A 24744-nucleotide genomic window follows, 5' to 3' on the forward strand; every position below is an offset into this window, starting at 1 on the left:
ATTAGAAAACCGTTTCTTGAATATTAACGAGAATCAATTACATATATAACGCGCTCGGGAGCCTGACATCTATGGCGTCGAGGCTACGGCCTCGCCCGGCGTCTACTTTCTATCAAGGTCTTTTCTGAACTTGTCACGCGGATGGTGGACAATGCCATGACCTTGAATCGTGCCATCAGGTTTCGCTCTAATCCGCCGCTTAAGGATTTTTGCTAGTTCACCGTCTTTTGTTGAATAGGCACGATGGATTGCGCCAGAAATAAAATCAGCTAGCTGTATGCCGATTGAATGACATGAATCCTGAAGTAGAAGGCCCTCAATCAATCTATTGTATCCAGATATTGACTTTCCAGATTTAGCCAAGAGAGCATCATGATGCGCTCTGAATAGTCGATCATTATCGCGGCCTCTATGATCAGCAATTATTATTCCAAGACTTTTATTGTCCTGCAGAAAATACTGAAACCTTTCGGAAAGCGGCTTGTAAGCGAAATGATATAGCTCCTGCTGGTTTGTTACCGACGCATATTCAAATGCCGCACCAATATCAGTAACACAAGCGATAATTGTTACACGGGAGTCTGCAATTATATTCGCGAGTTCAAGGCTTAATTTTTTTCGCTCTTCTGCGCTTTTTCCAAGCATAGGATTGTCGGAGGAAGAATTGTGCGGTGAGAAAAATCGCCATTTTAGCTCACCTTTTATCTTATTTCGCGTGCAGTAGCCCCGAATAACAGCTGCGACATCGCGCCAGTCCTCATCTTTTATGATAATTGCGCCGAGCGTAAAGTAGGGCCGCTCTGGATTTGGTGATGAAGGCGGAGTGCCGCTTTCATCTACAAAGCACAGATGCATCAATCCCCCCGTCAGCGCGCCGTTATCGCACTAGCAAAAATGACCGGCGCGTTTAGGAAGTCAAGTATCTGTAGTGCAGACGACCGGCACATTAACAAAGCCTAGTCTAAGTCCAGCAAATCGTATCGCGTTGCATTTCGCGCCTGCGATCTGGATTAAATATCTTTTCGGTGAGATTTTGGAGGCCTCGCCCGGAATTGAACCGGGGTACAAGGATTTGCAGTCCTCTGCGTCACCACTCCGCCACGAGGCCTCACACGCTCATCAATCAAGCGATGGCGGGCATTTAGAACGAATCCATTATGGGCGCAAGAGGGTTCGTTCCGAATGTGGTGTTTTTTCGGATCGGACCGGCATACCGCTAAGGCCGACCTCCTAAGCGCTTAAGATTCCGAAGCTTTTTGTATCTGCCTCATATTTCAGAAGAAACAAAGCCCGCATCCGGCACGTTTGCGCCGTTGCGGGCAATGCTGCATTTCCTGTGCCGGCCGGTCAAATCCGCCCAAGCAGAACCAGGATCAGGACGATCACCAGAACCAGTCCGAGACCGCCTGACGGGCCATAGCCATAATTATGGTAACCCCAGCTTGGCAGTGCGCCGATCAGGAAAAGAATGAGCAGGATGACGAGGATGGTGCCGAGCATGTGTAACCCTCCACTATTGGCATGTGTCCTGCCTGTTTGAATGATGAAACGCGCAAAAAGTTCCCTTTCCTGTATAGTCGGCAGCACAATGGTGGAAAGGCATCATCTTCCGTTTCAACGGGTTACACCGGAAATTCAGGAATGCGGCCTTGCCTGCTCCGTCTCGGGAAATAATTCTCTGGCTAATTACATCGCCGCAAAAAGCCCTGAAGAGCTGCAGCGGGCTGGCGCTCACCGGCCTTCACCAAAGCAGCGATTTATTCGAGGTAATTTCTCGGCCTATGTCTATCGGCAGTTGTCCGTCATATTAGCGCTAGTCCCCCGTACCCTGAAACTGGCGGGAGACGGAGAGATCTGGCATCACTGGCAGTGCGCCAGATCTCTCCCGCCCCTCCCCACGCTTCTCGAATTCTCCTTTGCAGGCACACGGATATTTTACCGACTGTGTTCTCGTTCCCCTTGCCTTGCCGGTTTCACTCCGGCTAGACCCCGGACCGGGAGGGAGAAACGAGAATCATATGTCCGGTTTTGCGAACCTCATCCCGCTTTTCATCTTCGGCCTCCTCGTCTACTTTTTCTTTCGCTGGGTCGCGCGCGACATTCAGAATCCGAAGAGCAAATAGTCGGGGAAATCGTCTCCGGCCCCCTGCCCGCCGGGAACCGCCGCGCTTCGACATCGTTTTCCCAGACGCACTTCGGAGGACAGGATGAAAACGCTCGTATCGCCGGCCGCTATCGCGCTTACACTAGCGCTTGCCGGATGCACCACGGCCGGACCGGCCGCCTATGTCGGCCCCGCGCCCTATGTCGAACCCATCCCCGGCAGCATCATCTACAGAGGCCAGCCGCGCACCAAACTGACGAAATCGCCGATCGGCAGTACCTTCACCCATGAATTCCGCATCGACGGCAGCACGCGGGCGGTGGAAACCTACCGCATCGCGCCGGACCGCTCGCTGGAACTCATCGACCGCCGCATCATCCGCGAATGGCTGTTCGGGCGCGACGACTGACCGCACCGCAACCGCGCGAAACGGGCCGGTAACGGGATTGCGCATCCTGGCCGCTTGGTTTAGAGCCGGGCGCAACAACCACTATGGATAGGCGATGAATACGCGCTGGCAAAAACCCGTCCTGATCGCGTTCGAAACGCCGGGCGACTATACGAGCATCGACACCACGCAGGCGGCCTCCTGGGCGCTGATCGAGGATTGGCCGATTGAAGACGGCGATGCGCTGGACAAGGCGCTGCTGATCTGCGCCGCCGTCGATGCCGGCAGGAAAAAGCCCGAGGATGCGCGCAAGGCCTTCATCGCAGCCGCAATCGAAGCAGGCCTCGATATCAAGGCCTGACGGCGGAACACCTGCGGGCCGTCGACTAAAAATGCCGCCTGCGGCGTCAGCTTTTCAGGATAAGACGTTGGATGGATCGCAACAGATGGAAGCTTCCGGAAACATGAAAAAAGCCCTGTTCATTTTTCTCCTCTCCTGCCTGGCGATCGGCCTTCTCGGCCACCTCGTGGTGGCCTTCGTCGTCACCGGCTGAAGCGCGAAAATCCTCTCCGCCGGAAGACGGGGCGAGTGGACATTAGAATTTCCTGAATTTCATTCTTTCGTTATGGAACCGCGATAAACTCTGACCGTTCTCTTTTCATCCAACAGGAGGAGGATTGGAATGCGTGACGGATTGAACGGTTTTCTCGAAATCTCGATGCTCGGCTTCGTGGTCGCAAGCTGCCTTTTCATGGTCAACCTACCGATCTGACCCACGGCAAAAATTCTTCTTCGACAGGACCGGCGACGTGACGTTCCGGCATTAAAAAATGCGGCCTTGTGGGCCGCATTTTTTTCAACAGATCATCCAATCAGGCGGAAAGCTTGGCGGCCAGTTTGGCGACATGCGCGCCCTGATAACGAGCGGCTTCCAGTTCGATTTCGGAAGGCTGGCGCGAGCCGTCGCCATCGGTGATGGTGGAGGCGCCATAGGGCGAGCCGCCCTTGATTTCATCGACGCCCATCTGGCCCTGGAAAGCATAGGGCAGACCGACGACCGCCATGCCATGGTGCAGGAAGGTGGGGATGAAGCCGAGAATGGTCGATTCCTGGCCGCCATGCTGGGTGGCGGAAGAGGTGAAGGCCGAACCGACCTTGCCGACCAGCTTGCCGCTGAACCACAGGCCGCCGGTCTGGTCCCAGAAATTGCGCATCTGCGAGGCGACCGTGCCGAAACGCGTGCCGGCGCCGACGATGATGGCGTCGTAATCCGCCAATTCGTCCACCGTCGCCACCGGGGCCGGCTGATCCAGCTTGAAATGGGAAGACTTAGCAACTTCTTCCGGAACGAGTTCGGGAACGCGCTTCACAACGGCTTCCGCGCCGGTGGACTTCACGCCCTCGGCAACGGCATAGGCCATTTTCTCGATATGACCGTAAGAGGAGTAATAAAGTACCAGAACCTTCGTCATTCTCTTCGTTTCCTTTGCTGGAACTGTTTCCGGCGCACCGGCGACAAGCTTCTTTAAAAACTCAATGATCATCGGCTTTGACCTGTAAAAAGCGTATGACAAAAAGGTAGCGGACGGATCGGTCTGCCGCCAGCCGGGGATTGGCATACGCACTGTTCACGATGAGTGAACGCTCGCAGCCATCGTCAACCAATCCCCCTTTTGCGTTTCTTCAAAACCGCTTTGCATTCGCGCTGGCGCGGCGTTAACGTCGGGTGAAACAGATGACGAGTGCAACCATGTCCAATCCCTCCTCCGCCCAATCCGTCGTGACCGCCGCCATGCTTGCCATTGGCGACGAACTGCTTTCGGGCCGCACCAAGGACAAGAATATCGGCCACCTCGCGGATGTCCTCACCATGTCCGGCATCGACCTGAAGGAAGTGCGCATCGTCGCCGATGAGGAGGAAGCGATCGTGGAAGCGCTGAACGCGTTGCGCGGCCGCTATGACTATGTCTTCACGTCAGGCGGCATCGGCCCGACCCATGACGACATCACCGCGGATGCGGTCTCTGCGGCGTTCGGCCTGCCCTGCGAGCACGATGCCGAGGCGCTGCGCCTGCTGGGTGACATGTATCGCGTCCGCGAGATGGAATTCACCGAGGCGCGCAAGCGCATGGCGCGCATGCCGAGGGGGGCCGCTCACATCGCCAATCCCGTTTCCGTCGCCCCCGGCTTCGTCATCGGCAATGTTTACGTCATGGCTGGCGTGCCGCAGGTGTTTCAGGCCATGCTGGACAATGTCATGCCGACGCTGCGCACCGGCGCGAAGGTCATGTCGCAGGCGGTGCGGTCGCCCTATGGCGAAGGCGATATCGGCACGCCGCTGACGGCCATCCAGAAAGCCCATCCCGAAACCAGCATCGGCTCCTATCCCAAATATGACGGGCAGCGTTTTTCGACGGAGATCGTGGTGCGCGCCCGCGACGCCGGCGTCCTGAAGGCGGCAGCAGACGCGGTTGCGGCCATGATCGAGACCATCGGCCATGAAAAAAGACTGGCAGCCAGCAAGGGCGATGCAACCGCCTAAGGCAGAAAAGGCTTGAGACAGAAAAGGCTTGAGACCGGGAAGCTTTGACCAAAATCAAGGTGGCGGCCTGTAAAGGCGGCCACTCTCCCCCTGAGCATTTCCAGGAAAAGCGCAACAGCTTTTCCGTCCGGACAATGCATAAAACAGAGACTTAGATCGTTCTGGCGATTCGAAGAAAAGCCAGAACGATCTGAAAACGACATGTCACCGAGGAGAGAGAAATGGGTTACAAGACGATATTGGCAGTGGTCGACAATGTTTCGAACACGCAAAAGCTTGGCGAATTCGTGGTAAGCCTTGCCGATCAGTTTTCCTCGCATGTGATCGGCCTGCATATGGAGACGCTGGCCGCCGTTCCCCTCGTCGCGCCGATGGAAATTCCCGATCCCGCCACCGTGCAGGCGCTGCAGGACGTGGCGCATAAGGAAACCACCGATGTCGGCACTATCTTCGAGCGTACGCTGGCCGCCAACGGCATCTCGCATGAATGGCGCAGCTTCGTCACATCTGTGGGTTACGCCTCCGCATCGGCCATCGACAGCGCCCGTTGCGCCGATCTCATCGTCGCCCGCCAGAGCAACTCCTCCGCACTTTCCGACAGCCGTTCGGATATTGACGGTTTCCTCTATGAAAGCGGCCGCCCCGTTCTCCTCGTGCCGCATGTGCTGACCGTTGCGAAACCGATCAAGCGCGTCCTGATCGCCTGGAACGGCTCGCGCGAGGCGACCCGCGCCACGTTCGACGCCCTGCCCTTCCTCAAGGCAGCCGATAGCGTCGAGATATTCTCCGTCGATCAGGCCGAGAGCGAAACGCAGTCTTCCGGGCTCGCCGGCGCGGAACTGGCCGCCACGCTTGCCCGCCACGGCGTCAACGTCACCGTGACCTCGCAGGAAAAGATCGCCGGTGTCTCGCCGCAGGCGGCCATCGAAAACCGGCTGTCCGATAACAGCATCGACCTTCTTGTCATGGGCGCTTACGGTCATTCCCGCTGGTGGGAACTGCTGTTCGGCGGTGTTACCCGTACCCTGCTCGATTCCATGACGGCGCTGACGCTGCTGTCGCGTTAAAATCGGTGGAAGTGGATTGAGCCACAAGACCGTGCGGAAAGCTTGCCTTTTTGCCGGTCTTGCGGCTATTAGCCAAAGCCATCGACAATTTTGACCAGATGGTAGACGACATGTCCCTTCCCGATAAAGCCTTTCCCGTCTCCTGGGACCAGTTCCACCGCGATGCCCGTGCGCTTGCCTGGCGTCTTGCCGGCCTTGAGCGGGAGTTCCGCGCGATCGTCTGTATCACCCGCGGCGGCCTCGTGCCGGCGGCGATCATTTCCCGCGAACTGAATATCCGCCTGATCGACACGGTCTGCATCGCCACCCGTCATGATTACGTCAATCAGGGCGAAACGGTTCTGCTGAAGGGTGTCGCCCCGGAACTTTCAGCGGATGGCGGCGAAGGCGTGCTGGTGCTGGACGACCTGACCGATACCGGCAAGACGGCGCTCGAAGTGCGTGAAATGCTGCCCAAGGCACATTTCGCCTGTGTTTACGCCAAGCCGAAGGGCGTGCCGACCATCGACACCTTCGTCACCGAAGTCAGCCAGGACACCTGGATTTATTTCCCCTGGGACATGGGCTTCACCTATCAGGAGCCGATTGCCAAGGGATCGCGCGGCTGACCAGCCCCGCAGGGGAAAATGACGCTTTGAAACCGCCCCATCGGGGCGGTTTTTTTGTCGGGAAACGCCTTTCTGACGACAGCTAAAAAACACGGAAAAACCGCAGTGTCGCCTTTATGCCGCACCCCGGAAATGCGGGGTTTTGCCTTTCCGTTGCGGAAACCAGCCTCGCGCAAGCTTCAAACTTTCCCGCCAAGTCACTGATTTTTCTAAGAGCTTTTCCTATCCCCGTTTTCCACAGGCACTCCACACAATATCTTGTGGTTAAAAATGGGTTTCAATCTATGGCTTGACGAATCTGTGCCGCGAGAGGAAAGTGACAATTATGTTGCGGCGGCAACGGACCGGAAAGTAACGAGGCCGGTTCCTCTCCATCTTCAGCGCGCATGTCCAAAGCGGCGTCCCGGCCATGAGGGGGCGGTTCGCCGCGGGCTTTTGCGCGCCTTTTCGGAACCGCCAAAAACATGACGCGGGGACTGGCGGCAGGAAGCTGTTGATACTATATTTAGTATTCCACGACATGCTTGCAGCCGAATAAGCCACGAGATACAGGGATGACATCCAAGGATGAACATCCCTTTCAGATCGGCAACAACCGGCTGCGCGAAGGCATCGCACGGCTGGACCGGATTTTTGCGCCCTGTACCGGGCGCCCAATGGACGAGGACAGAAACCATGCGCATTGAACGCCGCTTCACGAAGCCCGGCCAATCGCCTTATGCGGAGATCGACTTCCGCAAGGCCGTCAGTGAAATCAAGAACCCGGATGGATCGATCGTGTTCCGTCTGGCGGATATCGACGTTCCCGCGCAGTTCAGCCAGGTTGCCACCGACGTTCTGGCGCAGAAATATTTCCGCAAGGCCGGCGTGCCGAAGTTCCTGAAAAAGGTTGAGGAAAACGACGTTCCTTCCTTCCTGTGGCGCTCCGTGCCCGATGAAAGGGCGCTGAAGGATGTGCCGGAAGCCGAACGTTTCGGCTCCGAGACCGATGCGCGTCAGGTTTTCGACCGTCTGGCCGGCACCTGGGCCTATTGGGGCTGGAAGGGCAAATATTTCTCCACCGAAGAAGATGCGCTGGCCTTCCGCGACGAGCTTGCCTATATGCTCGCCACCCAGCGCGTCGCGCCGAACAGCCCGCAATGGTTCAACACCGGCCTGCATTGGGCCTATGGCATCGATGGCCCCGGCCAGGGCCACTTCTATGTCGATCCCTTCACGGCTAAGCTGACCAAGTCCAAGTCCGCTTACGAACATCCGCAGCCGCATGCCTGCTTCATCCAGTCCGTTGAGGACGACCTCGTCAATGAAGGCGGCATCATGGATCTGTGGGTGCGTGAAGCGCGCCTGTTCAAATACGGTTCCGGCACCGGCTCCAACTTCTCCTATCTGCGCGGCGAAGGCGAAAAGCTTTCCGGCGGCGGCCGCTCCTCCGGCCTGATGAGCTTCCTCAAGATCGGCGACCGTGCAGCCGGCGCCATCAAGTCCGGCGGCACGACCCGTCGTGCAGCGAAGATGGTCGTTGTCGATGCCGACCATCCGGATATCGAAGCCTATATCGACTGGAAGGTGAACGAGGAGCAGAAGGTTGCCGCTCTCGTGACCGGCTCCAAGATCGTCGCCAAGCACCTGAAGGCGATCATGAAGGCCTGCGTCAATTGCGAGGCCGACAATGGCGATTGCTTCGACCCGGCCAAGAACCCTGCCCTGAAGCGCGAAATCCGCGCTGCCAAGAAGGACATGGTCCCGGAAAACTACGTCAAGCGCGTCATCCAGTTCGCCGAACAGGGTTACAAGGACATCCAGTTCAAGACCTATGACACGGATTGGGATTCGGAAGCCTATCTGACGGTTTCCGGCCAGAACTCCAATAACTCCGTCTCGCTGAAGGACGACTTCCTGCGCGCTGTCGAAAATGATGGCGACTGGAACCTCACCGCCCGCAAGGACGGCAAGGTCATGAAGACGCTGAAGGCCCGCGACCTCTGGGAAAAGATTTCCCACGCCGCCTGGGCATCGGCAGACCCCGGCCTGCACTTCAACACCACCATGAACGACTGGCACACTTCGCCGGCCGCCGGCCCCATCCGCGCCTCCAACCCGTGCTCGGAATATATGTTCCTCGACGACACGGCCTGCAACCTCGCCTCGCTGAACCTTTTGCAGTTCAAGGATCAGGCGACGAAGCGTATCGATATCGCCGATTACGAACATGCCGTTCGCCTCTGGACCGTCGTGCTCGAAGTGTCCGTCATGATGGCGCAGTTCCCGTCGCGCCAGATCGCCGAACTTTCCTATGAGTACCGCACGCTGGGCCTCGGTTACGCCAATATCGGCGGCCTCCTGATGTCCTCGGGCATTCCCTATGACAGCGCCGAAGGCCGCGCCATTGCCGGTGCGCTCACCGCCATCATGACCGGTGTATCCTATGCCACCTCGGCCGAAATGGCCGGCGAGCTTGGCCCCTTCCCGGGCTTTGCGCCGAACCGCGACAACATGCTGCGCGTCATCCGCAACCACCGCCGCGCTGCCCACGGCCAGTCGGAAGGTTATGAAGGCCTGTCGGTCAACCCGGTCGCGCTCATCCATGGCGATTGCCCGGATCAGGATCTGATCGCCCATGCCGTCGCCGCCTGGGACAAGGCGCTGACGCTCGGCGAACAGCACGGCTACCGCAACGCCCAGACGACGGTTATCGCGCCGACCGGCACGATCGGCCTCGTGATGGATTGCGACACGACCGGCATCGAGCCCGACTTCGCGCTGGTGAAGTTCAAGAAGCTCGCCGGCGGCGGTTACTTCAAGATCATCAACCGCGCCGTTCCGGATGCGCTGCGTTCGCTCGGTTACTCCGAAAGCCAGATCGCCGAGATCGAAGCCTATGCCGTCGGCCACGGCAACCTCAACCAGGCGCCCGGCATCAACCCTTCCACGCTGAAGGCCAAGGGCTTCACCGATGAGAAGATCGAAGCCGTCAATGGCGCGCTGAAGAGCGCCTTCGACATCAAGTTCGTCTTCAACCAGTGGACGCTCGGCGCCGACTTCCTCAAGGAAACGCTGAAAGTTTCCGACGAGCAGCTCTCCGACATGAGCTTCAACCTGCTCGAGCACCTCGGCTTCGGCAAGAAGGACATCGAAGCGGCAAACGTTCACGTCTGCGGCGCGATGACACTGGAAGGCGCACCGTTCCTGAAGGCCGAGCATCTGCCGGTCTTCGATTGCGCCAACCCCTGCGGCAAGATCGGCAAGCGTTATCTCTCGGTCGAATCCCATATCCGCATGATGGCGGCGGCACAGCCCTTCATCTCGGGTGCGATCTCCAAGACGATCAACATGCCGAACGATGCGACGGTTGAGGATTGCGGCGCAGCCTACATGCTCTCCTGGAAGCTGGCGCTGAAGGCAAACGCCCTTTACCGCGATGGTTCCAAGCTTTCCCAGCCGCTCAACGCTTCGCTGGTGGAAGATGAGGACGAAGAAGACCTGATCGAAGAGCTGATCCAGCAGCCGGCTGCACAGCAGGCCGTGACGATCACCGAAAAGATCGTCGAACGCGTCATCGAGCGCGTCTCGCGCGAGCGTGAAAAGCTGCCGAACCGCCGTCAGGGTTACACCCAGAAGGCAACCGTCGGCGGTCACAAGGTCTATCTGCGCACCGGCGAATTCGGCGATGGCCGCATCGGCGAAATCTTCATCGACATGCACAAGGAAGGTGCTGCCTTCCGTGCGATGATGAACAACTTCGCCATCGCCATTTCGCTCGGCCTGCAATATGGCGTGCCGCTGGAAGAATATGTGGAGGCCTTCACCTTCACCAAGTTCGAACCGGCCGGCATGGTGCAGGGCAACGACGCGATCAAGAACGCTACGTCGATCCTCGACTACGTGTTCCGCGAACTCGCCGTCTCCTATCTCGGCCGCCACGATCTGGCCCACGTCGATACGTCGGACTTCTCCAACACGGCGCTCGGCAAGGGTATCCAGGAAGGCAAGACCAACCTCGTTTCCACCGGCTGGACCCGCGGTTACAAGCCGACGCTGGTTTCCAGCAATGGCGGCGAACGTTCGTCTTCCGAGCCGAAGGGTTCGGCAACGGCAGCCCCTGCCCGCGCTTCAGCCAACGTCACCTCCTTTGCCGGCTCCGCCGCCCGCAAGCTGGAACCGACCGTCTCCATCGCGACCTCAGAAATCGTCTCCTTCAAGCGGGACTATGAAGAGCGCGCCAGGGAACTGGCCGAAGAAATCGCCGAGGAAGTGATCGACGACGTCGTCCAGGAAGCCCAGCAGACGGCAACCGCCCTCTTCTCCGACAAGGCCGCCGCCGACGCGGCATCGGCCAAGACGGAAGCCAAGAAGGTGGAAAACGAACGCCGCATGCGCTCGATTGCTCAAGGCTATACCGGCAACATGTGCTCGGAATGCCAGAACTTCACGATGGTGCGGAACGGCACTTGCGAGAAGTGCGATACTTGTGGGGCTACGAGTGGGTGCAGCTAAGCGTTAGCTTAGGCACCAAAAAATGATTAGTCTTGAGGGCTCTTTCAGATATGAAAGAGCCCTTATTGTTTTGATGTTTTATTTATTGCAACTACTGGAAACCCGTAGTTCAGAATGTTATATTTCGAATGGAATGCGCATAAGGCGTCAGCCAATCTCGCCAAACATGGCGTCAGTTTTGAAACCGCCCGCAGGGTTTTTGACGATCCGTTTGCCGTGGATATCGAGGATCGTTCAGCGAATTACGGTGAAGTCCGACGGCGTATAGTGGGGTTGGGCAACGGATTGGTTCTGGCCGTGATCTATACCGAACGAAGCGAAACGATCCGCATCATCTCCGCACGAAAGGCGACACGCGCAGAGCGCAAGGAATATGACGACAATGGCTGGTAAAACCGATCAAACCGACTGGGTCCGTCTTCACGCCATGACCGACGAGGAAGCAGAGGCCAATGCGCTGGCCGACCCTGATAATCTACCGCTTTCCGCCGAACAGCTCGCCGCAGCGCCCAGAATGCCCCGCATCAAGATCATCCGCCGGGCTCTGAAGCTGACGCAGGAAGAGTTTTCCGTGCGTTATCATATTCCGCTCGGCACCTTGCGTGATTGGGAACAGGGTCGAAGCGAGCCGGATCAACCGGCCCGCGCCTATCTAAAGGTCATCGCCGTCGATCCGGAGGGAACGGCGGCCGCCCTTCGTAAAGGCGCGGCCTGACCCACCTTAGCCCATAAAATCCACCAGCAACTTCACATTCAGCACCGCAATCACCACCGCGATCAGCCAGGCGAAGGCCGAGAGCCAGAGCGGTGAGCGCAGCTCGCCCATCTTGGCCTTATCGGCGGTGAACATCACGAGCGGGAAAACGGCGAAGGAGAGTTGCAGGCTGAGCACCACCTGCGTCAGGATCAGCAGTTCCGCCGTGCCGCTATCGCCATAGAAGATGGTGACGCTGGCGGCGGGGACGATGGCGATGGCGCGGGTGATGAGGCGGCGTAGCCAGGGGGCGAGCCGCATCTTGAGGAAACCTTCCATCACGATCTGGCCGGCAAGCGTTGCCGTGACGGTGGAATTGATGCCGCAGCAGAGGAGCGCCACGCCGAACAGCGTCGGCGCAATGGCAAGGCCGAGCAGCGGTGCCAGCAGATTATGGGCTTCGCCGAGTTCGGCAACGGTCGTCTGCCCCGCCTTGTTGAAGGTCGCTGCCGCCAGAATGAGGATCGAGGCGTTGATGAGGAGCGCGAACATCAGCGCGATGGTGGAATCGAGCGTCGCGAATTTCAGCGCCTCGCGTTTTTCGGCAATCGTCTCACCGATTTCGCGGGTCTGCACGATGCCCGAATGCAGATAGAGATTATGCGGCATGACGGTGGCGCCGAGAATGCCGAGCGCCAGATACAGCATGTCCGGATTGGTGACGATCTCCGTCGTCGGCGCGAAACCGAGAATCACCTGCCCCCAGTCGGGGTCGGCGAGCGCCACCTGAATGGCGAAACACACGGCGATGACGCCAAGCAGGGTGATGACCAGCGCCTCCACCCAGCGGAAGCCGAGCTTTTGCAGATAAAGGATCAGGAATACATCGAGCGCGGTGATGAGAACGCCAAGTTCGAGCGGAATGCCGAAAATGAGGTTGAGGCCGATGGCCGTGCCGATCACCTCGGCGATATCGGTGGCGATGATGGCGATTTCGGCCAGCAGCCACAGCACCATCGCCACGGGTTTCGGATAGGCATCGCGACAGGCCTGGGCGAGATCGCGGCCGGAGGCAATCGCAAGACGGGCGCAGAGCGATTGCAGCACGATCGCCATGATGTTCGAGACCAGCGCGACGGTGAGCAGCGTGTAGCCGAATCTGGAGCCGCCGGCGAGCGACGTCGCCCAGTTTCCGGGATCCATGTAACCGACCGCAACGAGATAGCCGGGACCGAAAAAGGCCATCGCCCGGCGAAACGTGCCGGCATTCGGTTTGACCCGGATCGAGCTGTGAACGTCGGACAACGAGAGATCGTCGCCGTTCCGTCGCCATCCAAAGACTGGCTTGTCCATTTTCCGAACTTTCGAATTGGGAGGTTGAATTGGTGCAATTGCAAATCATTCGCATAAAGACTCCCGGCTGACAAGCGGGCTTTTATGGCTGCGTGACGGTGCGGCAAATTGGCCATCGCTGGCCGGCAAGCGGGAATGCAGTGCATGGCGCGTCGAACCGGCAAGATATTAACCCGTTCAAAACCGTGTATGCCGCACGAAAGCGGCTGACTTTCCAGCCGCCGCATGGCCTTATCGGCTCCGCCGCAGGCACACGGGATGTCGTGATATGCACACACACGCCCGATAGACTTTCAGCGAATGTTTCAGGAGGATTTGCCGTGAATCTCATTACCCATGTCGAAATTCCGGTCATCGATCTTGAGAGAGCGATCCGTTTCTATAGCGCGGTTTTCGATGTGGACTTCGGAGAGGTTGTGACAATCCACGACAACAAAATGGCCTTTTTCCCCTTCGAGGAGGGAAAGGATGGGGCCAGCGGCGCGCTTGCCCAGGGCGAGGCTTACGTTCCCACGCAGGACGGGGCAATCATCTATCTGGGCGTCAAGGACATTGACGATGTCCTCGCCAAAGCTCTCGCCAATGGCAGCGAGCTTCTGTTTCCAAAGACCCCGGTCAATGAAAACCTCTTTGTCGCCGAAATTTCCGATAGCGAGGGAAATCGTATCGCGGTTCAATCCGCCTGATAAAAAGCGCTCCCTGCGGCCGGTCAGGGCGACGGGCCTCACGGCCTTGTCATCGCCCCTGCCCCGCCATCCGGGAACAGCCGCGCGCATGCCTGCGTTTATCTTTCACGAAGCAACGATATTCGGGAAAGTTCATGCGACAGGGCCACAAATTCAGCCTGGTGAACCATCCGAGCCGATGGCCGAAATACATCATGGCGCACAGAAAGCCGCGCGACTGGCTGATGACGATCAGCGGCATCGTGCTGCTGTTCATCGTCGCCGCCGCGGTCGCCATGGGTTATCTTGTCACCAGCCATCCCGGCAAGCCGGAGCCCAACCCCGGCATCGTGGAGGAACAGGCAGCCGAAAACGGCGGATAGGTTGCGGCGCCAACGCGCCGCTTATCAGCTCAGGCCTGCAAGATGCCCGCTGAACTGCGCCTCGTGCAACCGGCTGTAATGGCCCTTGGCGGCCAGGAGTTCGGCATGGGCGCCGGTTTCGGCAATGCCGGTCTGGTCCACCACCACGATGCGCGAGGCGTCGCGGATCGTCGCCAGCCGGTGGGCGATGACGAGCGTGGTGCGGCCTTTGGCAAGCTCCGTCAGCGATTGCTGGATGGCGCGTTCGGTTTCCGTGTCGAGCGCCGAGGTCGCCTCATCGAGAATGAGGATCGGCGGGTTCTTCAGGAACATGCGGGCAATGGCGAGACGCTGTTTCTGGCCGCCGGACAGCTTGACGCCGCGCTCGCCGATGACGGTATCGAGCCCGAGCGGCATGGCTTCGATGACGCCATCGAGACGGGCGCGCCGCGCCGCATCCATGATGTCCGCATCCGAAGCGCCGAGCCGGCCATATTCTATATTTTCGCGGATCGTGCCGCCGAACAGGAAGACATCCTGCTGCACGATGCCGATCTGGTTGCGCAGCGAAGCAAGCTTCATCTTGCGGATATCGATGCCGTCAATGGTGATCGCGCCGCTGGTGACGTCGTAAAAACGCGGCAAAAGCGAGCAGAGCGTCGTCTTGCCCGCCCCCGAAGGACCGACAAAGGCCACCGTCTCGCCGGCGCTGATCTTCAGGTCGATATTGGTAAGAACCGTCTTGCCCTCGGCATAACCGAAACCGACATGGCGATATTCAATATTGCCGCGCAGCAGCGGCGCTTCCACCGCATCCGGCGCATCGACGATATCGGGCGCGGTGTCCAGCAGTTCGGTGAAGCGGCGGAAACCGGCAATGCCCTTCGGATAGGTCTCGATGACCGAATTGATCTTTTCCACCGGACGGAAAAACACGCCCACCAGCAGCAGGAAGCCGACGAAACCGCCTTCGGTCAGGCTGTCCGTCAGCACGAACCAGGCGCCGCAGATCATTACGATCATCTGCGTCAGGCGCATGCTCATATAGCTGAGCGAGGTGCTGGCCGCCATGATCTTGTAGGCGTCGAGCTTGGTGCGGCGGTATTTCTGATTGTCCTTCTCGAACAGCGCCCGCTCGTGATCCTCATTGGCGAAGGCCTGCACGACCCGCATGCCGCCGACATTTTCTTCGATACGGGCGTTGAAATCCCCTACCCGGCCGTAAAGCGCGCGAAAATTCTGCGTCATGCGGCCGCCGTAACGGCTGGTCACCCAGGCGGTAACGGGCACGACGGCGGCGGTGATGAGCGCCAGCGGCACATTGACCGAAAGCATCAAGAGGAAAGCGCCGATGAAGGTCATGATGGCGATGAACAGGTCTTCCGGGCCGTGGTGGGCCACCTCGCCGATCTCTTCCAGATCCTTGGTCAGCCGCCCGACCAGATGGCCGGTCTTCTGGTTGTCGAAATAACGGAAGGAGAGCTTCTGCAGATGATCGAAGGCCAGACGCCGCATGTCGGTCTCGATATTGATGCCGAGCATGTGCCCCCAATAGGTGACTGTCGCCATCAGCCCGGTATTCAGCACATAGATTACCAGCAGCCCCACGGAGGCGGCAAGGATGATGGCCCATTCACCGCCCGGCAGCAGCACATCCACAAAGGCCTTCACCGCCATCGGAAAACCGAGTTCGAGCACGCCCGACAACACCGCGCAGGAAAAATCGAGAATGAACAGACCGCGATAGGGGCGATAATAGGCGAAGAAACGGCGGAGCATGGCATGACCTGGAGATCGGGCGCGGCAACCTTACGCCGCAAGAAAAACGGAGTTCAATTCTCATATTTCGATGCGCGCGCCAAGACCGATGTTCTATTTTTACCAAAATCGTTCAATAGGTTCAGCAATAAACACACAACGGTAATGTGATCCGATTATATTGCACTTATATGTATCGGTGTGACAGAGTGAATGCACCCTTCGGGGAGAATGCGAGAAAGAGCCTGCCGTGAGTAACATTGACAGCCGTAAGCCCAGTGGCGAACCGAGATGGCTTGGTCCCGCCAGCCCGACGCGGATCGCCCTGATCCCGCCCATCTCGGCTGCGCGCTGGCTTCTCGTTCTCGTCGCCCTTGCCGGCATTTATTTCTTCCACGGCTTTCTTGTCCCCGTTCTCGCCGCTCTCGTCATCGGTTTCGCCAGCTGGCCGGTTTATACCCGGCTTCTGCGGCAGGTGGGCGGCAACACCACGCTCGGCGCCACCATCGCCATCATCCTCATCCTCGCCTTCCTCGTGGTGCCGATTTTCATCGCCGCCTCCTATACGGCAAGCGAAATCCGCGAATGGTTCGGCTGGGCGGTGCATGTCAACAAGACGGGCGCCCCCGTGCCGGACTGGATCGCCGCCCTGCCCGCCGTCGGCCCCTGGCTCGGCGAACAATGGGTGAAATATATCGGCACGCCGGGCGCCATCGGCGAACTTATCCAGCTCGTCAGCGGCGCTAATATCGGCAATATCTACCGGGCGATCCTCGCCGCCGGCAACGGCGCGTTCCACCTGGTGCTGACCCTGCTGTTCATGCTGATCGCGCTGTTCTTCGTCTACCGTAACGGCGCGGGCTTCACCCGACAGGTCGATCTGGTCGGCGAACGCATCCTGCCGACGCGGTGGGAACGCATTTCCCGCGTCGTGCCCGCCACCATCAGCTCCACCGTCACAGGCATGACGTTGATCGCCATCGGCGAAGGCATCATCCTCGGCATCGCTTACTGGATCGCCGGCGTACCCTCGCCCGTCACGCTCGGCGTGCTCACCGGCGTCATGGCGCTCATTCCGGGCGGTGCGCCGCTCTCCTTTACGCTGGTGTCGATCTATCTGGTCGCCAGCGGCTCGCCCGCCCACGGGCTGGCGCTGTTCGTCTGGGGTTCGGTGGAACTCTTCATCGTCGACAAGACCATTCGCCCGAAACTCGTCGGCGGCCCGATCAAGCTGCCCTTCCTGCCCACCTTTTTCGGCCTCGTCGGCGGCGTCAAGACCATGGGCTTCCTCGGCCTCTTCATCGGCCCGGTGCTGATGGCGCTCCTGGTCGCGATCTGGCGCGAATGGGTGCGTGAGGTGGAAATCTCCGCCGCCGCCAGCGCCGAGGTTCCGCCCCCACCGCCCACGCAGGAAAACGCCGTTGATGAGGTTGCCGCGCTCGAAGACAATAGCGAAGAAACGACGGCGTTTCGAAAAGCGGCGTTTTGATTTGTGAAGCCTACGGGCACACGCCTCGACGCTGGTGCCTATAGATAGTCCTTAAACCGCGCATCCGTCATGCTCGGGCCTGTCCCGAGCATCTGCCACCGATTGATCTACGATACGTGATTAGATCCTCGGCGCAGGGCCGAGGATGACGTGCAGGATACGGCAAACTCGCGCCGTAGGCTTAGAGCACCTTCTCCATGAACAGGCTGAGCGGATCCGGCTTATAAGGCGCAAAGGCCTCGATCTCCACAAACCCCGCCTTACGGTAAAGGCCGATCGCCTCCGGCTGGCTGATGCCGGTTTCGAGACGGATGGCGGAAAGGCCAAGCTCAGCGCCGCGCGCGACAAGCGTATCCATGATCAGCTTGCCGATCCGCAATCCCCGCGCCTCGGGATCGACGAACATGCGCTTCACCTCCGCCGTGCCGTCCCCCGCCTCCACCAGCGCGCCGCAGCCGACGACGCGGCCATCGTGCCGGGCCACGAAAAACGAGACATTGTCCTGCTCGAGCGCACCGATATCGACCAGATGGTTGCTCTCGGCGGGGTAAAGCGAGGCCATATAGGCGTTGGAAAGGTCGATGAGGCGCAGAACCGCATCCTGCCGGGGTGTTTCAAGCTTGATTTCGGTGGCCAATGCGATGCCTGCCTTCTCTATAAAAATGCGTATTTCGTCGTAATGTCACTGCAATCGGGATAGATGAGTTTCTAGAGCATAAATCCCGACAGAGGCAACAGACACCATGAAAACAGCCCTCGTTCTCATGACCTTCCTTGGCTGCGACGACAGCGCCACCGATTGCCATTACCTCGCCACCTCGCAGCAGCGCTGGACGAGTATCGAACTGTGCGACGCCGTGTCGGAAAAAGAGCTGGAGCGTTACGCCAACGCGCCTTACCCCGTGGTGGTGGCCGTATGCCAGACACCGGGCGAACAGACCCCGCAGACGGCCGGCGCGCAACCTCCCGCCTCGGCACCGGCCACTGCACCGCAGGCAACGGCGGCTGTTACGCCGAAGGAAGAGGAAAGCCTCACCAGACAGGCAATCAGCCGCGTCAGCCGTATCCTGCCTTCCACCGAAGGCATAAAGCATCTTTTGGGAACGCCGGTGAGGATGGTTGAAAACAGCTATTCGTGGATCGCCAAACGGTTCGATAAGTGATTGCTGGGAACCGATCTTCCCTCATTCCTGTGCTTGTCACAGGAATCCAGTCGACGCGCGTCCGCGCGGCGGAAGGAGTCTTTTCAGCCCAAGGACTTGGGCTGGCTGGATCCCTGTGACAAGCACAGGAATGAGGGTGAGAGGATGCACCCGCGGAAACCCGGGCCTCACGCCGCCTCGACCGTCAGCGCTTCCGCATAATACCGCGCCTTCTGCCGCTCTTCGGCGATGGCGAGCTTGCGCACGGCATGCAGCAGTTCGAACAGCGTTTCGGAACCGTTGACGTCACGGAAATGGGCCAGCAGTTCCGCCGAGACGGAGGCCGCCACATCAGAGAGCTGCGAGCGGGCGGCACGGCGCCACATCAGCGTCGCCTCGATGAAGACGTCGACAACATCGCCGAAAAGACCGACCGACTGGAACAGCGCCTTCAAGGCATGCGGCCGCCCCGTCGCCAGAATGGCGCGCACCTTGCGGTCATCGAGACCGGAGAGATTGACCATGGCCGCCGTGAAGAATTCCAGCCGACCCGAACAGACGGCGTGGATCAGCAGCGCCGGCGTCAGTTCCAGCCGATGGCGCAGATGCTCCACCAGCGCCGGCAGTTCCGGCGCGGAAACGCCGGCGGCGATGAGGATGGTGGCGGAATCCTCCGCCTCGCGGAAAAGATTGTCGGCGCGGTTTTGCGCGATCATCGCGTGAACCAGCGCGGAACCCGCCAGAGCTTCGCTGATGCGGCCCATCAACAGGTGACGCGCATCGGCGGGCAGCGCCTCGCGGCGAAGCAGGAGGTCGCGAATATCGGCGTCCGAGCCATGGCGCTCGGCGATGCGCCTGAGCGAAAACGGCGTGATGAAAGCATCGTCGTTTTCGAGCAGGATGATGGTTTCCGGCAGGTCGCCGACTTCGGCAAGCGCTGCGCAGACACCGCGCGGCAGGCCCGGCCTTGCGGCGATGAGCGCGCGCGTCAGGCTTTCTCCACGCCCGGCGAGATCGACCAGATCGGCCTCGCCGAGAACCGGTGAGCGGGCAATGACGGTGCAGGCGATTTCCGGCTGGTCTTCGGCGAGTGAAACGAGGATGGCGCGCGGTGCGTCATGGGCATCCGCCAGCGCTTCGGCAAGCGCCAGTCGCACACGCGGCGAAGGATCGTCGAGCAGATAGGTCATCGCCATATAGGCGGCATCGCGGTTCTCGCGCGCCATGTCGGACTGAAGATAGGCACGGCCGAGAGCATTGGCGGCTTTCGCCCGCTCGGTCGATCCAGCCTTTTCAGACCAGCGAAGAAATGCCTGTACGATCACCTGAGCCTCGAAAACATTCGCAACAATGGATGGCGGCATCATCGCCGCCACCATGTATAAAACTCTAGGCGCAAATGGTTTACGTTTGGTTCACCATAAAAATTAACCGTAGCCGAACAAGGACTATATTGACGGCGCAGTAGAGGGGCGCTGCAGCTGGAATACATCACTGCCGCCATCGCAGTAATCCATATAGCCCATGCGCGCCACGGGTCGCGACAGCCCCATATCGATGCGCCCGTCGCGAATGATGGTTTCATCGATATGGATCGCCATAACCTGTCCGATCACCATCCACGAATCCGCCGGCTGGCCGTCAACGTCCTTAAGCTGCTGTATCTGGGTCACGCGGCACTCCAGAACCGCCAGTGCCTCGCCGACGAAAGGCGCATCCACCACCCGCCCGTCGACGGCGGTGAGGCCGGCAAGGGCGAACTCATCGACATCATAACCGACGGGTGCCGAAGACGCATTCATCCGGTCCACCAGATGGCGGCTGACGAGATTGGCGGTAAAGACGCCGGTTTCCTCGACATTGCGCAGACTGTCCTTCCTGCCGCTGGAGGAGAACATCACAAGCTTTGGCCGGTCTGAAATCGCATTGAAGAAGGAATAGGGCGAGAGGTTGAGGGAACCATCCCTGCCCTTCGAGCCGATCCAGCCGATCGGACGCGGTGCGACGATGGCCTTGAACGGATCATGCGGCAGGCCATGCTGGTTGGTGTCCGTGGTGTAGAACATCAAACATCCCCGACCCAGGTGACGACATCGGCAAGCTCCGGCCGCGGCCGCTCCACCGGCGGGAATGTCGTCGAGCCGATATGAATGAACCCGGCCACCTTCTCTTCCGCGCCGACCTCGATTTCCGCGAGAAATGCGGAATCGAAAGCAAACCATTCGGTCAGCCAGTTCGCTGCAAAACCGCTGGCATTGGCAGCGAAGATGAGGTTGAGGCACACAGCACCGGCGGACATGACCTGTTCCCATTCCGGAATCTTGAAATGCGGCTTTGCGGTGCTAATGACGGCGATAACGACGGGCGCGCGGGTGAAACGCGTGCGTTCCGCTTCCTGCTGCTGCAGGTCCAGTTCCGGGTTCTTTTCAAGCGCGATCCTCAGCGCCGTCTCACCGAGACGCACACGCTCCTCGCCGCGATAGACGACGAAGCGCCAGGGGGCGAGCTTGCCATGGTCAGGCACACGCACGGCAAGGCGCAGGATGTCCTCGATCTGCCCCTTCGAAGGCCCCGGCTCGGCAAGTTGCAAGGCCGGTGTGGAACGGCGAACCTTGAGATAATCGAGGAGCTTGATATCATTTGTCATGATCAAAAATCTTCCATTCTGCTGTCATCGCAAAAACATGGGCCTTGAAATAGCCACGGCATTGGTTTTGAAGTGATCCGGGAAAATCAAGAAGTCAATCGGTATCGAAAATGTCGGCAATCAAAATCGCGGCACGTCTGACAATTGCATGTGCCGTGCTTGGTCTTTTATCGCAAGCCGCTTTTTCACAGGACGCCTTCAAAGACTTCAAGCAGCTCGGCGGTACGCCGAAAATGCCGAAGCTGAACGCTTTCACCGCCCCTTCCGCACCCAACGCCCCGGAAAGCACCGCCCGCGATATCAGCATGGAAGCCAAGCTGACCAGCGAAGGCGAAGCGGTGAAGGAAGGCCTGTCCTGGCGCGTCTTCAGCCCCATTCCCGGCGCGGACGGCAAGTTGCCGATGCTGGCAAGTTCGGAAGGCGGCTCGGCGGAATTCCATCTGGTGCCGGGCGAATATTTCGTCAACGTCGCCTTCGGCCGTGCGGGCGTCACCAAGAAACTCAATGTCCCGACCTCCGGCAATGTGCAGAAACAGGTACTGATTCTCGATGCCGGCGGCTTCGTGCTGAATGCGGTTGCGGGCTCCGACAAGCAGATTTCCGGCAACCAGCTCAAATTTTCCGTCTATTCGTCAGACGCCCGCCCCGATGGCGAGCGCGGCCTCGTCATGGCCGATATCAAGCCCAACACCATCGTGCGCCTGAATGCCGGCACCTATCACGTGGTTTCCGAATATGGCAACGTCAATGCGGTGGTGCGCGCCGACATCCAGGTGGAAGCCGGCAAGCTGACGGAAGCGACGCTCCAGCATCAGGCCGCTCAGATCACCCTCAAGCTCGTCTCCGAAGAAGGCGGCGAAGCCATTGCCGATACGGCCTGGTCGGTGTTGAACGGCGGCGGCGACGTGGTGAACGAAAGCGTCAGCGCCTTTTCGACCATGGTGTTGGCGGAAGGCGAATATACCGCCATCGCCCGCAACAAGGACAAGGTTTTCCAGCGTAATTTCAAGGTCACGTCAGGACGGGATTCGGATGTGGAAGTCCTGATGAAGGATCAGGCGCCGGAAGATATGACCGGGGATTTCGAGTAGGTTCGATTGAACTAATCGCGAGGCCAGCGGCATGCCCCAAAAACCTCTCCTCCGTCATGCCGGACTTGATCCGGCATCCAGCCACGGCGCGTCTGCGCCGTGAGGAATGAGTCTTTTGCGATCAAGGACTTGATCGCACTGGACCCCGGATCTAGTCCGGGGTGACGGAGTGCGGATGCCCCGCCTTCTGCCAGCACATCCCCACAAACAAAACGGCCCCCGAAGGGGCCGTAAGTATTATCAGGCAACCTGCTTCTTCGCCGCGAGCTTGCGTTTCACATCCGGCGGCGTCGCCTCGTCCACAAGGCTCGTAATCGCATCTTCCAGCGACATCGGCGTCTGGTTCTGCGAACCGAGACGGCGGATGTTGACCGTGCGCTCTTCCGCTTCCTTGCGGCCGCAGACGATGATGACCGGAACCTTGGTCACCGAATGCTCGCGGATCTTGTAGTTGATCTTCTCGTTGCGGAAATCGGTCTCGACCGCCATGCCAGCCTCGCGCAGCGCTTCGGCAACCTCACGGCCGTAATCATCCGCATCCGAGGTGATCGTCGCGACGACCACCTGAAGCGGCGCGAACCACAGCGGCATATGGCCGGCGAAGTTCTCGATGAGGATGCCGAGGAAGCGCTCCATGGAGCCGCAGATGGCGCGATGGATCATCACCGGCTGCGTCTTTTCGGAGTTCTGGTCGATATAGAAGGCGCCGAAACGTTCCGGCAGGTTGAAGTCCACCTGCGTCGTGCCGCACTGCCATTCACGGCCGATGGCGTCCTTCAGCGTATATTCGAACTTCGGCCCGTAGAACGCGCCCTCGCCCGGCAGGATGCCGGTCTTGATGCGGCCTTCGGACTGTTCCTCGATGGTCTTCAGAACATCCATCATCACGCTTTCGGCGCGATCCCACAGATCGTCGGAGCCGACGCGCTTTTCCGGACGCGTGGAGAGCTTGACGACGACTTCGCTGAAACCGAAATCCTCGTAGACCGAGAGGATCAGGTCGTTGATGCGCAGGCATTCCGCCGCCATCTGCTCTTCCGTGCAGAAGACATGCGCATCGTCCTGCGTGAAGCCGCGAACGCGCATCAGGCCGTGCAGAGCGCCCGAAGCCTCATAACGATGCACGGTGCCGAATTCCGCAAGGCGGACGGGCATTTCGCGGTAAGACTTCAAGCCATGCTTGAAGATCTGAACGTGACCCGGGCAGTTCATCGGTTTCAAGGCGAAGACGCGCTGATCGGCTTCCTCGTCATCGGGATGGGTGAAGGCATGGGCGGATTTCACCGCGAACATGTTTTCCTGATACCAGCCCCAGTGACCGGAGGTTTCCCACAGCGACTTGTCCAGAACCTGCGGCGCATTGACTTCCTGATAGGTATTGGCGAGCCGGCGGCGCATATAGGCCGTCAACGTCTGGAACATGCGCCAGCCCTTGCCGTGCCAGAACACGACGCCCGGGCCTTCTTCCTGGAAATGGAACAGGTCCATTTCGCGGCCGAGGCGGCGGTGGTCGCGCTTTTCGGCTTCGGCCAGCACATGCAGATAATTGTCCAGCTCTTCCTGCGTCGCCCAGGCGGTGCCGTAGATGCGCGACAGCATCGCATTGTTGCTGTCACCGCGCCAATAGGCGCCAGCCACCTTCATCAGCTTGAAGGCCGTGCCGATCTGCCCCGTGGAGGCCATATGCGGACCACGGCAGAGATCGAACCAGTCACCCTGATAATAGATCTTCAGGTCCTGACCTTCCGGAATGGCGTCGACCAGCTCGACCTTGTAGTTCTCGCCCTTGGCGGCGAAGACTTGCCTGGCCTTCTCGCGCGACCAGACCTCGCGGGTAAACGGCTTGTTGCGCAGAATGATTTCCTTCATGCGCTTTTCGATCTTCGGCAGATCTTCCGGCGTGAAAGGTTCGTTCTTGGCGAAGTCGTAATAGAAGCCGTTCTCGATCACCGGGCCGATCGTCACCTGCGTGCCGGGCCAAAGCTCCTGCACGGCTTCGGCCATGACGTGAGCGGCATCGTGGCGGATGAGCTCCAGCGCACGGCCGTCTTCACGCGTGACGATCTCGATTTTGCCATCGGTGATGGTCTCGGACAAATCGCGCACGGTGCCGTCAAGCGCAATGGCGACAGCCTTCTTGGCGAGCGATTTGGAGATGGATTCGGCGACCTCGCGGCCGGTCGTACCGGCGGGGTAGCTGCGCACGGATCCATCGGGAAATGTAAGGGAAACAGCTTCAGACATTGTCTAATCTCCTGTCCAGTCCCGCCAACGAATGCGGGTGGTGTTGGAATAATGATTTGCCCGCGACAAGCGGACAGGCAGGCTGATAAAGACTT

The 24744-nt window shown here is 59.3% G+C and carries 24 protein-coding genes and 1 tRNA gene; 14 read left to right on the plus strand and 11 right to left on the minus strand.

Annotation, left to right across the window (positions count from 1 at the left end):
- Positions 1-102 precede the first annotated feature (102 nt).
- The 3 genes from FGF54_RS07275 to FGF54_RS07285 form a co-directional block, all read right to left on the minus strand.
- Complete coding sequence (locus FGF54_RS07275; RefSeq protein ID WP_142779318.1) at positions 103-855, minus strand: DUF3800 domain-containing protein; 753 nt, start codon at positions 853-855, stop codon at positions 103-105.
- A 179-nt stretch (positions 856-1034) separates the two neighbouring features.
- Positions 1035-1108 (minus strand) — tRNA-Cys (locus FGF54_RS07280).
- Positions 1109-1347: 239 nt separating this feature from the next.
- Positions 1348-1500 (minus strand): DUF3309 family protein, encoded by a 153-nt coding sequence (locus FGF54_RS07285; protein ID WP_003495626.1) that lies wholly within the window; start codon positions 1498-1500, stop codon positions 1348-1350.
- A 707-nt stretch (positions 1501-2207) separates the two neighbouring features.
- On the opposite strand from FGF54_RS07285, the gene FGF54_RS07295 reads away from it, so the two are divergent.
- Together FGF54_RS07295 and FGF54_RS07300 are read left to right on the plus strand one after the other, a co-directional pair.
- A complete protein-coding gene (locus FGF54_RS07295; protein WP_142779319.1) occupies positions 2208-2513 on the plus strand; it encodes a hypothetical protein in 306 nt (101 codons plus the stop codon).
- Positions 2514-2607: 94 nt separating this feature from the next.
- Positions 2608-2853 (plus strand): DUF982 domain-containing protein, encoded by a 246-nt coding sequence (locus tag FGF54_RS07300; protein WP_003523370.1) that lies wholly within the window; start codon positions 2608-2610, stop codon positions 2851-2853.
- 512 nt (positions 2854-3365) lie between these two features.
- On the opposite strand, the gene wrbA is transcribed toward FGF54_RS07300, so the two are convergent.
- Positions 3366-3965 carry an NAD(P)H:quinone oxidoreductase type IV gene (gene wrbA / locus FGF54_RS07310; RefSeq protein ID WP_003509751.1) on the minus strand — a complete coding sequence of 200 codons (600 nt, stop codon included), beginning with the start codon at positions 3963-3965 and terminating at the stop codon, positions 3366-3368.
- A gap of 278 nt (positions 3966-4243) precedes the next feature.
- Here wrbA and FGF54_RS07315 point away from each other — a divergent pair, with 278 nt between their 5' ends.
- The 7 genes from FGF54_RS07315 (at position 4244) to FGF54_RS07350 (ending at position 11919) form a co-directional block, all read left to right on the plus strand.
- Positions 4244-5035, plus strand: a complete 792-nt coding sequence (locus tag FGF54_RS07315; protein WP_003523372.1) for a competence/damage-inducible protein A — start codon at positions 4244-4246, stop codon at positions 5033-5035.
- A 221-nt stretch (positions 5036-5256) separates the two neighbouring features.
- Positions 5257-6102 carry a universal stress protein gene (locus tag FGF54_RS07320; protein WP_142779320.1) on the plus strand — a complete coding sequence of 282 codons (846 nt, stop codon included), beginning with the start codon at positions 5257-5259 and terminating at the stop codon, positions 6100-6102.
- 110 nt (positions 6103-6212) lie between these two features.
- On the plus strand, positions 6213-6710 hold the full coding sequence (gene gpt, locus FGF54_RS07325; protein ID WP_003523375.1) for a xanthine phosphoribosyltransferase: 498 nt from the start codon (positions 6213-6215) through the stop codon (positions 6708-6710).
- Positions 6711-7264: 554 nt separating this feature from the next.
- Positions 7265-7396 carry a hypothetical protein gene (locus FGF54_RS27720; protein ID WP_256366669.1) on the plus strand — a complete coding sequence of 44 codons (132 nt, stop codon included), beginning with the start codon at positions 7265-7267 and terminating at the stop codon, positions 7394-7396.
- The gene (locus FGF54_RS07340) at positions 7386-11204 is read left to right on the plus strand and encodes a vitamin B12-dependent ribonucleotide reductase (protein ID WP_142779323.1); all 3819 of its coding nucleotides are present in this window, start codon (positions 7386-7388) and stop codon (positions 11202-11204) included. The genes FGF54_RS27720 and FGF54_RS07340 overlap by 11 nt, the downstream gene beginning before the upstream one ends.
- Before the next feature lie 114 nt (positions 11205-11318).
- Positions 11319-11597 carry a BrnT family toxin gene (locus tag FGF54_RS07345; protein ID WP_142779324.1) on the plus strand — a complete coding sequence of 93 codons (279 nt, stop codon included), beginning with the start codon at positions 11319-11321 and terminating at the stop codon, positions 11595-11597.
- The gene (locus FGF54_RS07350) at positions 11587-11919 is read left to right on the plus strand and encodes a DNA-binding transcriptional regulator (RefSeq protein WP_020808952.1); all 333 of its coding nucleotides are present in this window, start codon (positions 11587-11589) and stop codon (positions 11917-11919) included. The genes FGF54_RS07345 and FGF54_RS07350 overlap by 11 nt, the downstream gene beginning before the upstream one ends.
- A gap of 6 nt (positions 11920-11925) precedes the next feature.
- On the opposite strand, the gene FGF54_RS07355 is transcribed toward FGF54_RS07350, so the two are convergent.
- A complete protein-coding gene (locus tag FGF54_RS07355) occupies positions 11926-13251 on the minus strand; it encodes an Nramp family divalent metal transporter (protein ID WP_142779325.1) in 1326 nt (441 codons plus the stop codon).
- 320 nt (positions 13252-13571) lie between these two features.
- Here FGF54_RS07355 and FGF54_RS07360 point away from each other — a divergent pair, with 320 nt between their 5' ends.
- Both FGF54_RS07360 and FGF54_RS07365 read left to right on the plus strand, forming a co-directional pair.
- Positions 13572-13937, plus strand: a complete 366-nt coding sequence (locus FGF54_RS07360) for a VOC family protein (protein WP_142779326.1) — start codon at positions 13572-13574, stop codon at positions 13935-13937.
- Positions 13938-14071: 134 nt separating this feature from the next.
- Positions 14072-14299 carry a hypothetical protein gene (locus tag FGF54_RS07365; RefSeq protein WP_003523379.1) on the plus strand — a complete coding sequence of 76 codons (228 nt, stop codon included), beginning with the start codon at positions 14072-14074 and terminating at the stop codon, positions 14297-14299.
- Positions 14300-14323: 24 nt separating this feature from the next.
- Here the strand turns inward: FGF54_RS07365 and FGF54_RS07370 are convergent, their stop codons facing one another.
- The gene (locus tag FGF54_RS07370) at positions 14324-16057 is read right to left on the minus strand and encodes an ABC transporter ATP-binding protein (protein WP_142779327.1); all 1734 of its coding nucleotides are present in this window, start codon (positions 16055-16057) and stop codon (positions 14324-14326) included.
- 229 nt (positions 16058-16286) lie between these two features.
- Here FGF54_RS07370 and FGF54_RS07375 point away from each other — a divergent pair, with 229 nt between their 5' ends.
- Positions 16287-17525: an AI-2E family transporter gene (locus FGF54_RS07375; RefSeq protein WP_065656017.1), complete on the plus strand. Its 1239-nt coding sequence runs from the start codon at positions 16287-16289 to the stop codon at positions 17523-17525.
- A gap of 181 nt (positions 17526-17706) precedes the next feature.
- Here the strand turns inward: FGF54_RS07375 and FGF54_RS07380 are convergent, their stop codons facing one another.
- Complete coding sequence (locus FGF54_RS07380; RefSeq protein WP_020808948.1) at positions 17707-18162, minus strand: GNAT family N-acetyltransferase; 456 nt, start codon at positions 18160-18162, stop codon at positions 17707-17709.
- Between the two features lie 106 nt (positions 18163-18268).
- Here FGF54_RS07380 and FGF54_RS07385 point away from each other — a divergent pair, with 106 nt between their 5' ends.
- Positions 18269-18688, plus strand: a complete 420-nt coding sequence (locus FGF54_RS07385; RefSeq protein ID WP_142779328.1) for a hypothetical protein — start codon at positions 18269-18271, stop codon at positions 18686-18688.
- Between the two features lie 167 nt (positions 18689-18855).
- On the opposite strand, the gene FGF54_RS07395 is transcribed toward FGF54_RS07385, so the two are convergent.
- The 3 genes from FGF54_RS07395 to FGF54_RS07405 form a co-directional block, all read right to left on the minus strand.
- Positions 18856-20046, minus strand: a complete 1191-nt coding sequence (locus FGF54_RS07395; protein ID WP_142779330.1) for a DUF2336 domain-containing protein — start codon at positions 20044-20046, stop codon at positions 18856-18858.
- 69 nt (positions 20047-20115) lie between these two features.
- The gene (locus FGF54_RS07400; protein WP_065655140.1) at positions 20116-20733 is read right to left on the minus strand and encodes a flavin reductase family protein; all 618 of its coding nucleotides are present in this window, start codon (positions 20731-20733) and stop codon (positions 20116-20118) included.
- Positions 20733-21314, minus strand: a complete 582-nt coding sequence (locus FGF54_RS07405; RefSeq protein ID WP_059760236.1) for a nitroreductase — start codon at positions 21312-21314, stop codon at positions 20733-20735. The genes FGF54_RS07400 and FGF54_RS07405 overlap by 1 nt, the downstream gene beginning before the upstream one ends.
- A gap of 110 nt (positions 21315-21424) precedes the next feature.
- Here FGF54_RS07405 and FGF54_RS07410 point away from each other — a divergent pair, with 110 nt between their 5' ends.
- Positions 21425-22405 (plus strand): hypothetical protein, encoded by a 981-nt coding sequence (locus FGF54_RS07410; protein WP_080851763.1) that lies wholly within the window; start codon positions 21425-21427, stop codon positions 22403-22405.
- Between the two features lie 240 nt (positions 22406-22645).
- Here the strand turns inward: FGF54_RS07410 and thrS are convergent, their stop codons facing one another.
- On the minus strand, positions 22646-24649 hold the full coding sequence (gene thrS / locus FGF54_RS07415; protein ID WP_142779331.1) for a threonine--tRNA ligase: 2004 nt from the start codon (positions 24647-24649) through the stop codon (positions 22646-22648).
- Positions 24650-24744: the final 95 nt, after the last annotated feature.

The organism is Agrobacterium sp. T29 (genome assembly GCF_006970545.1).
Classification (GTDB): Bacteria; Pseudomonadota; Alphaproteobacteria; order Rhizobiales; family Rhizobiaceae; genus Agrobacterium; species Agrobacterium leguminum.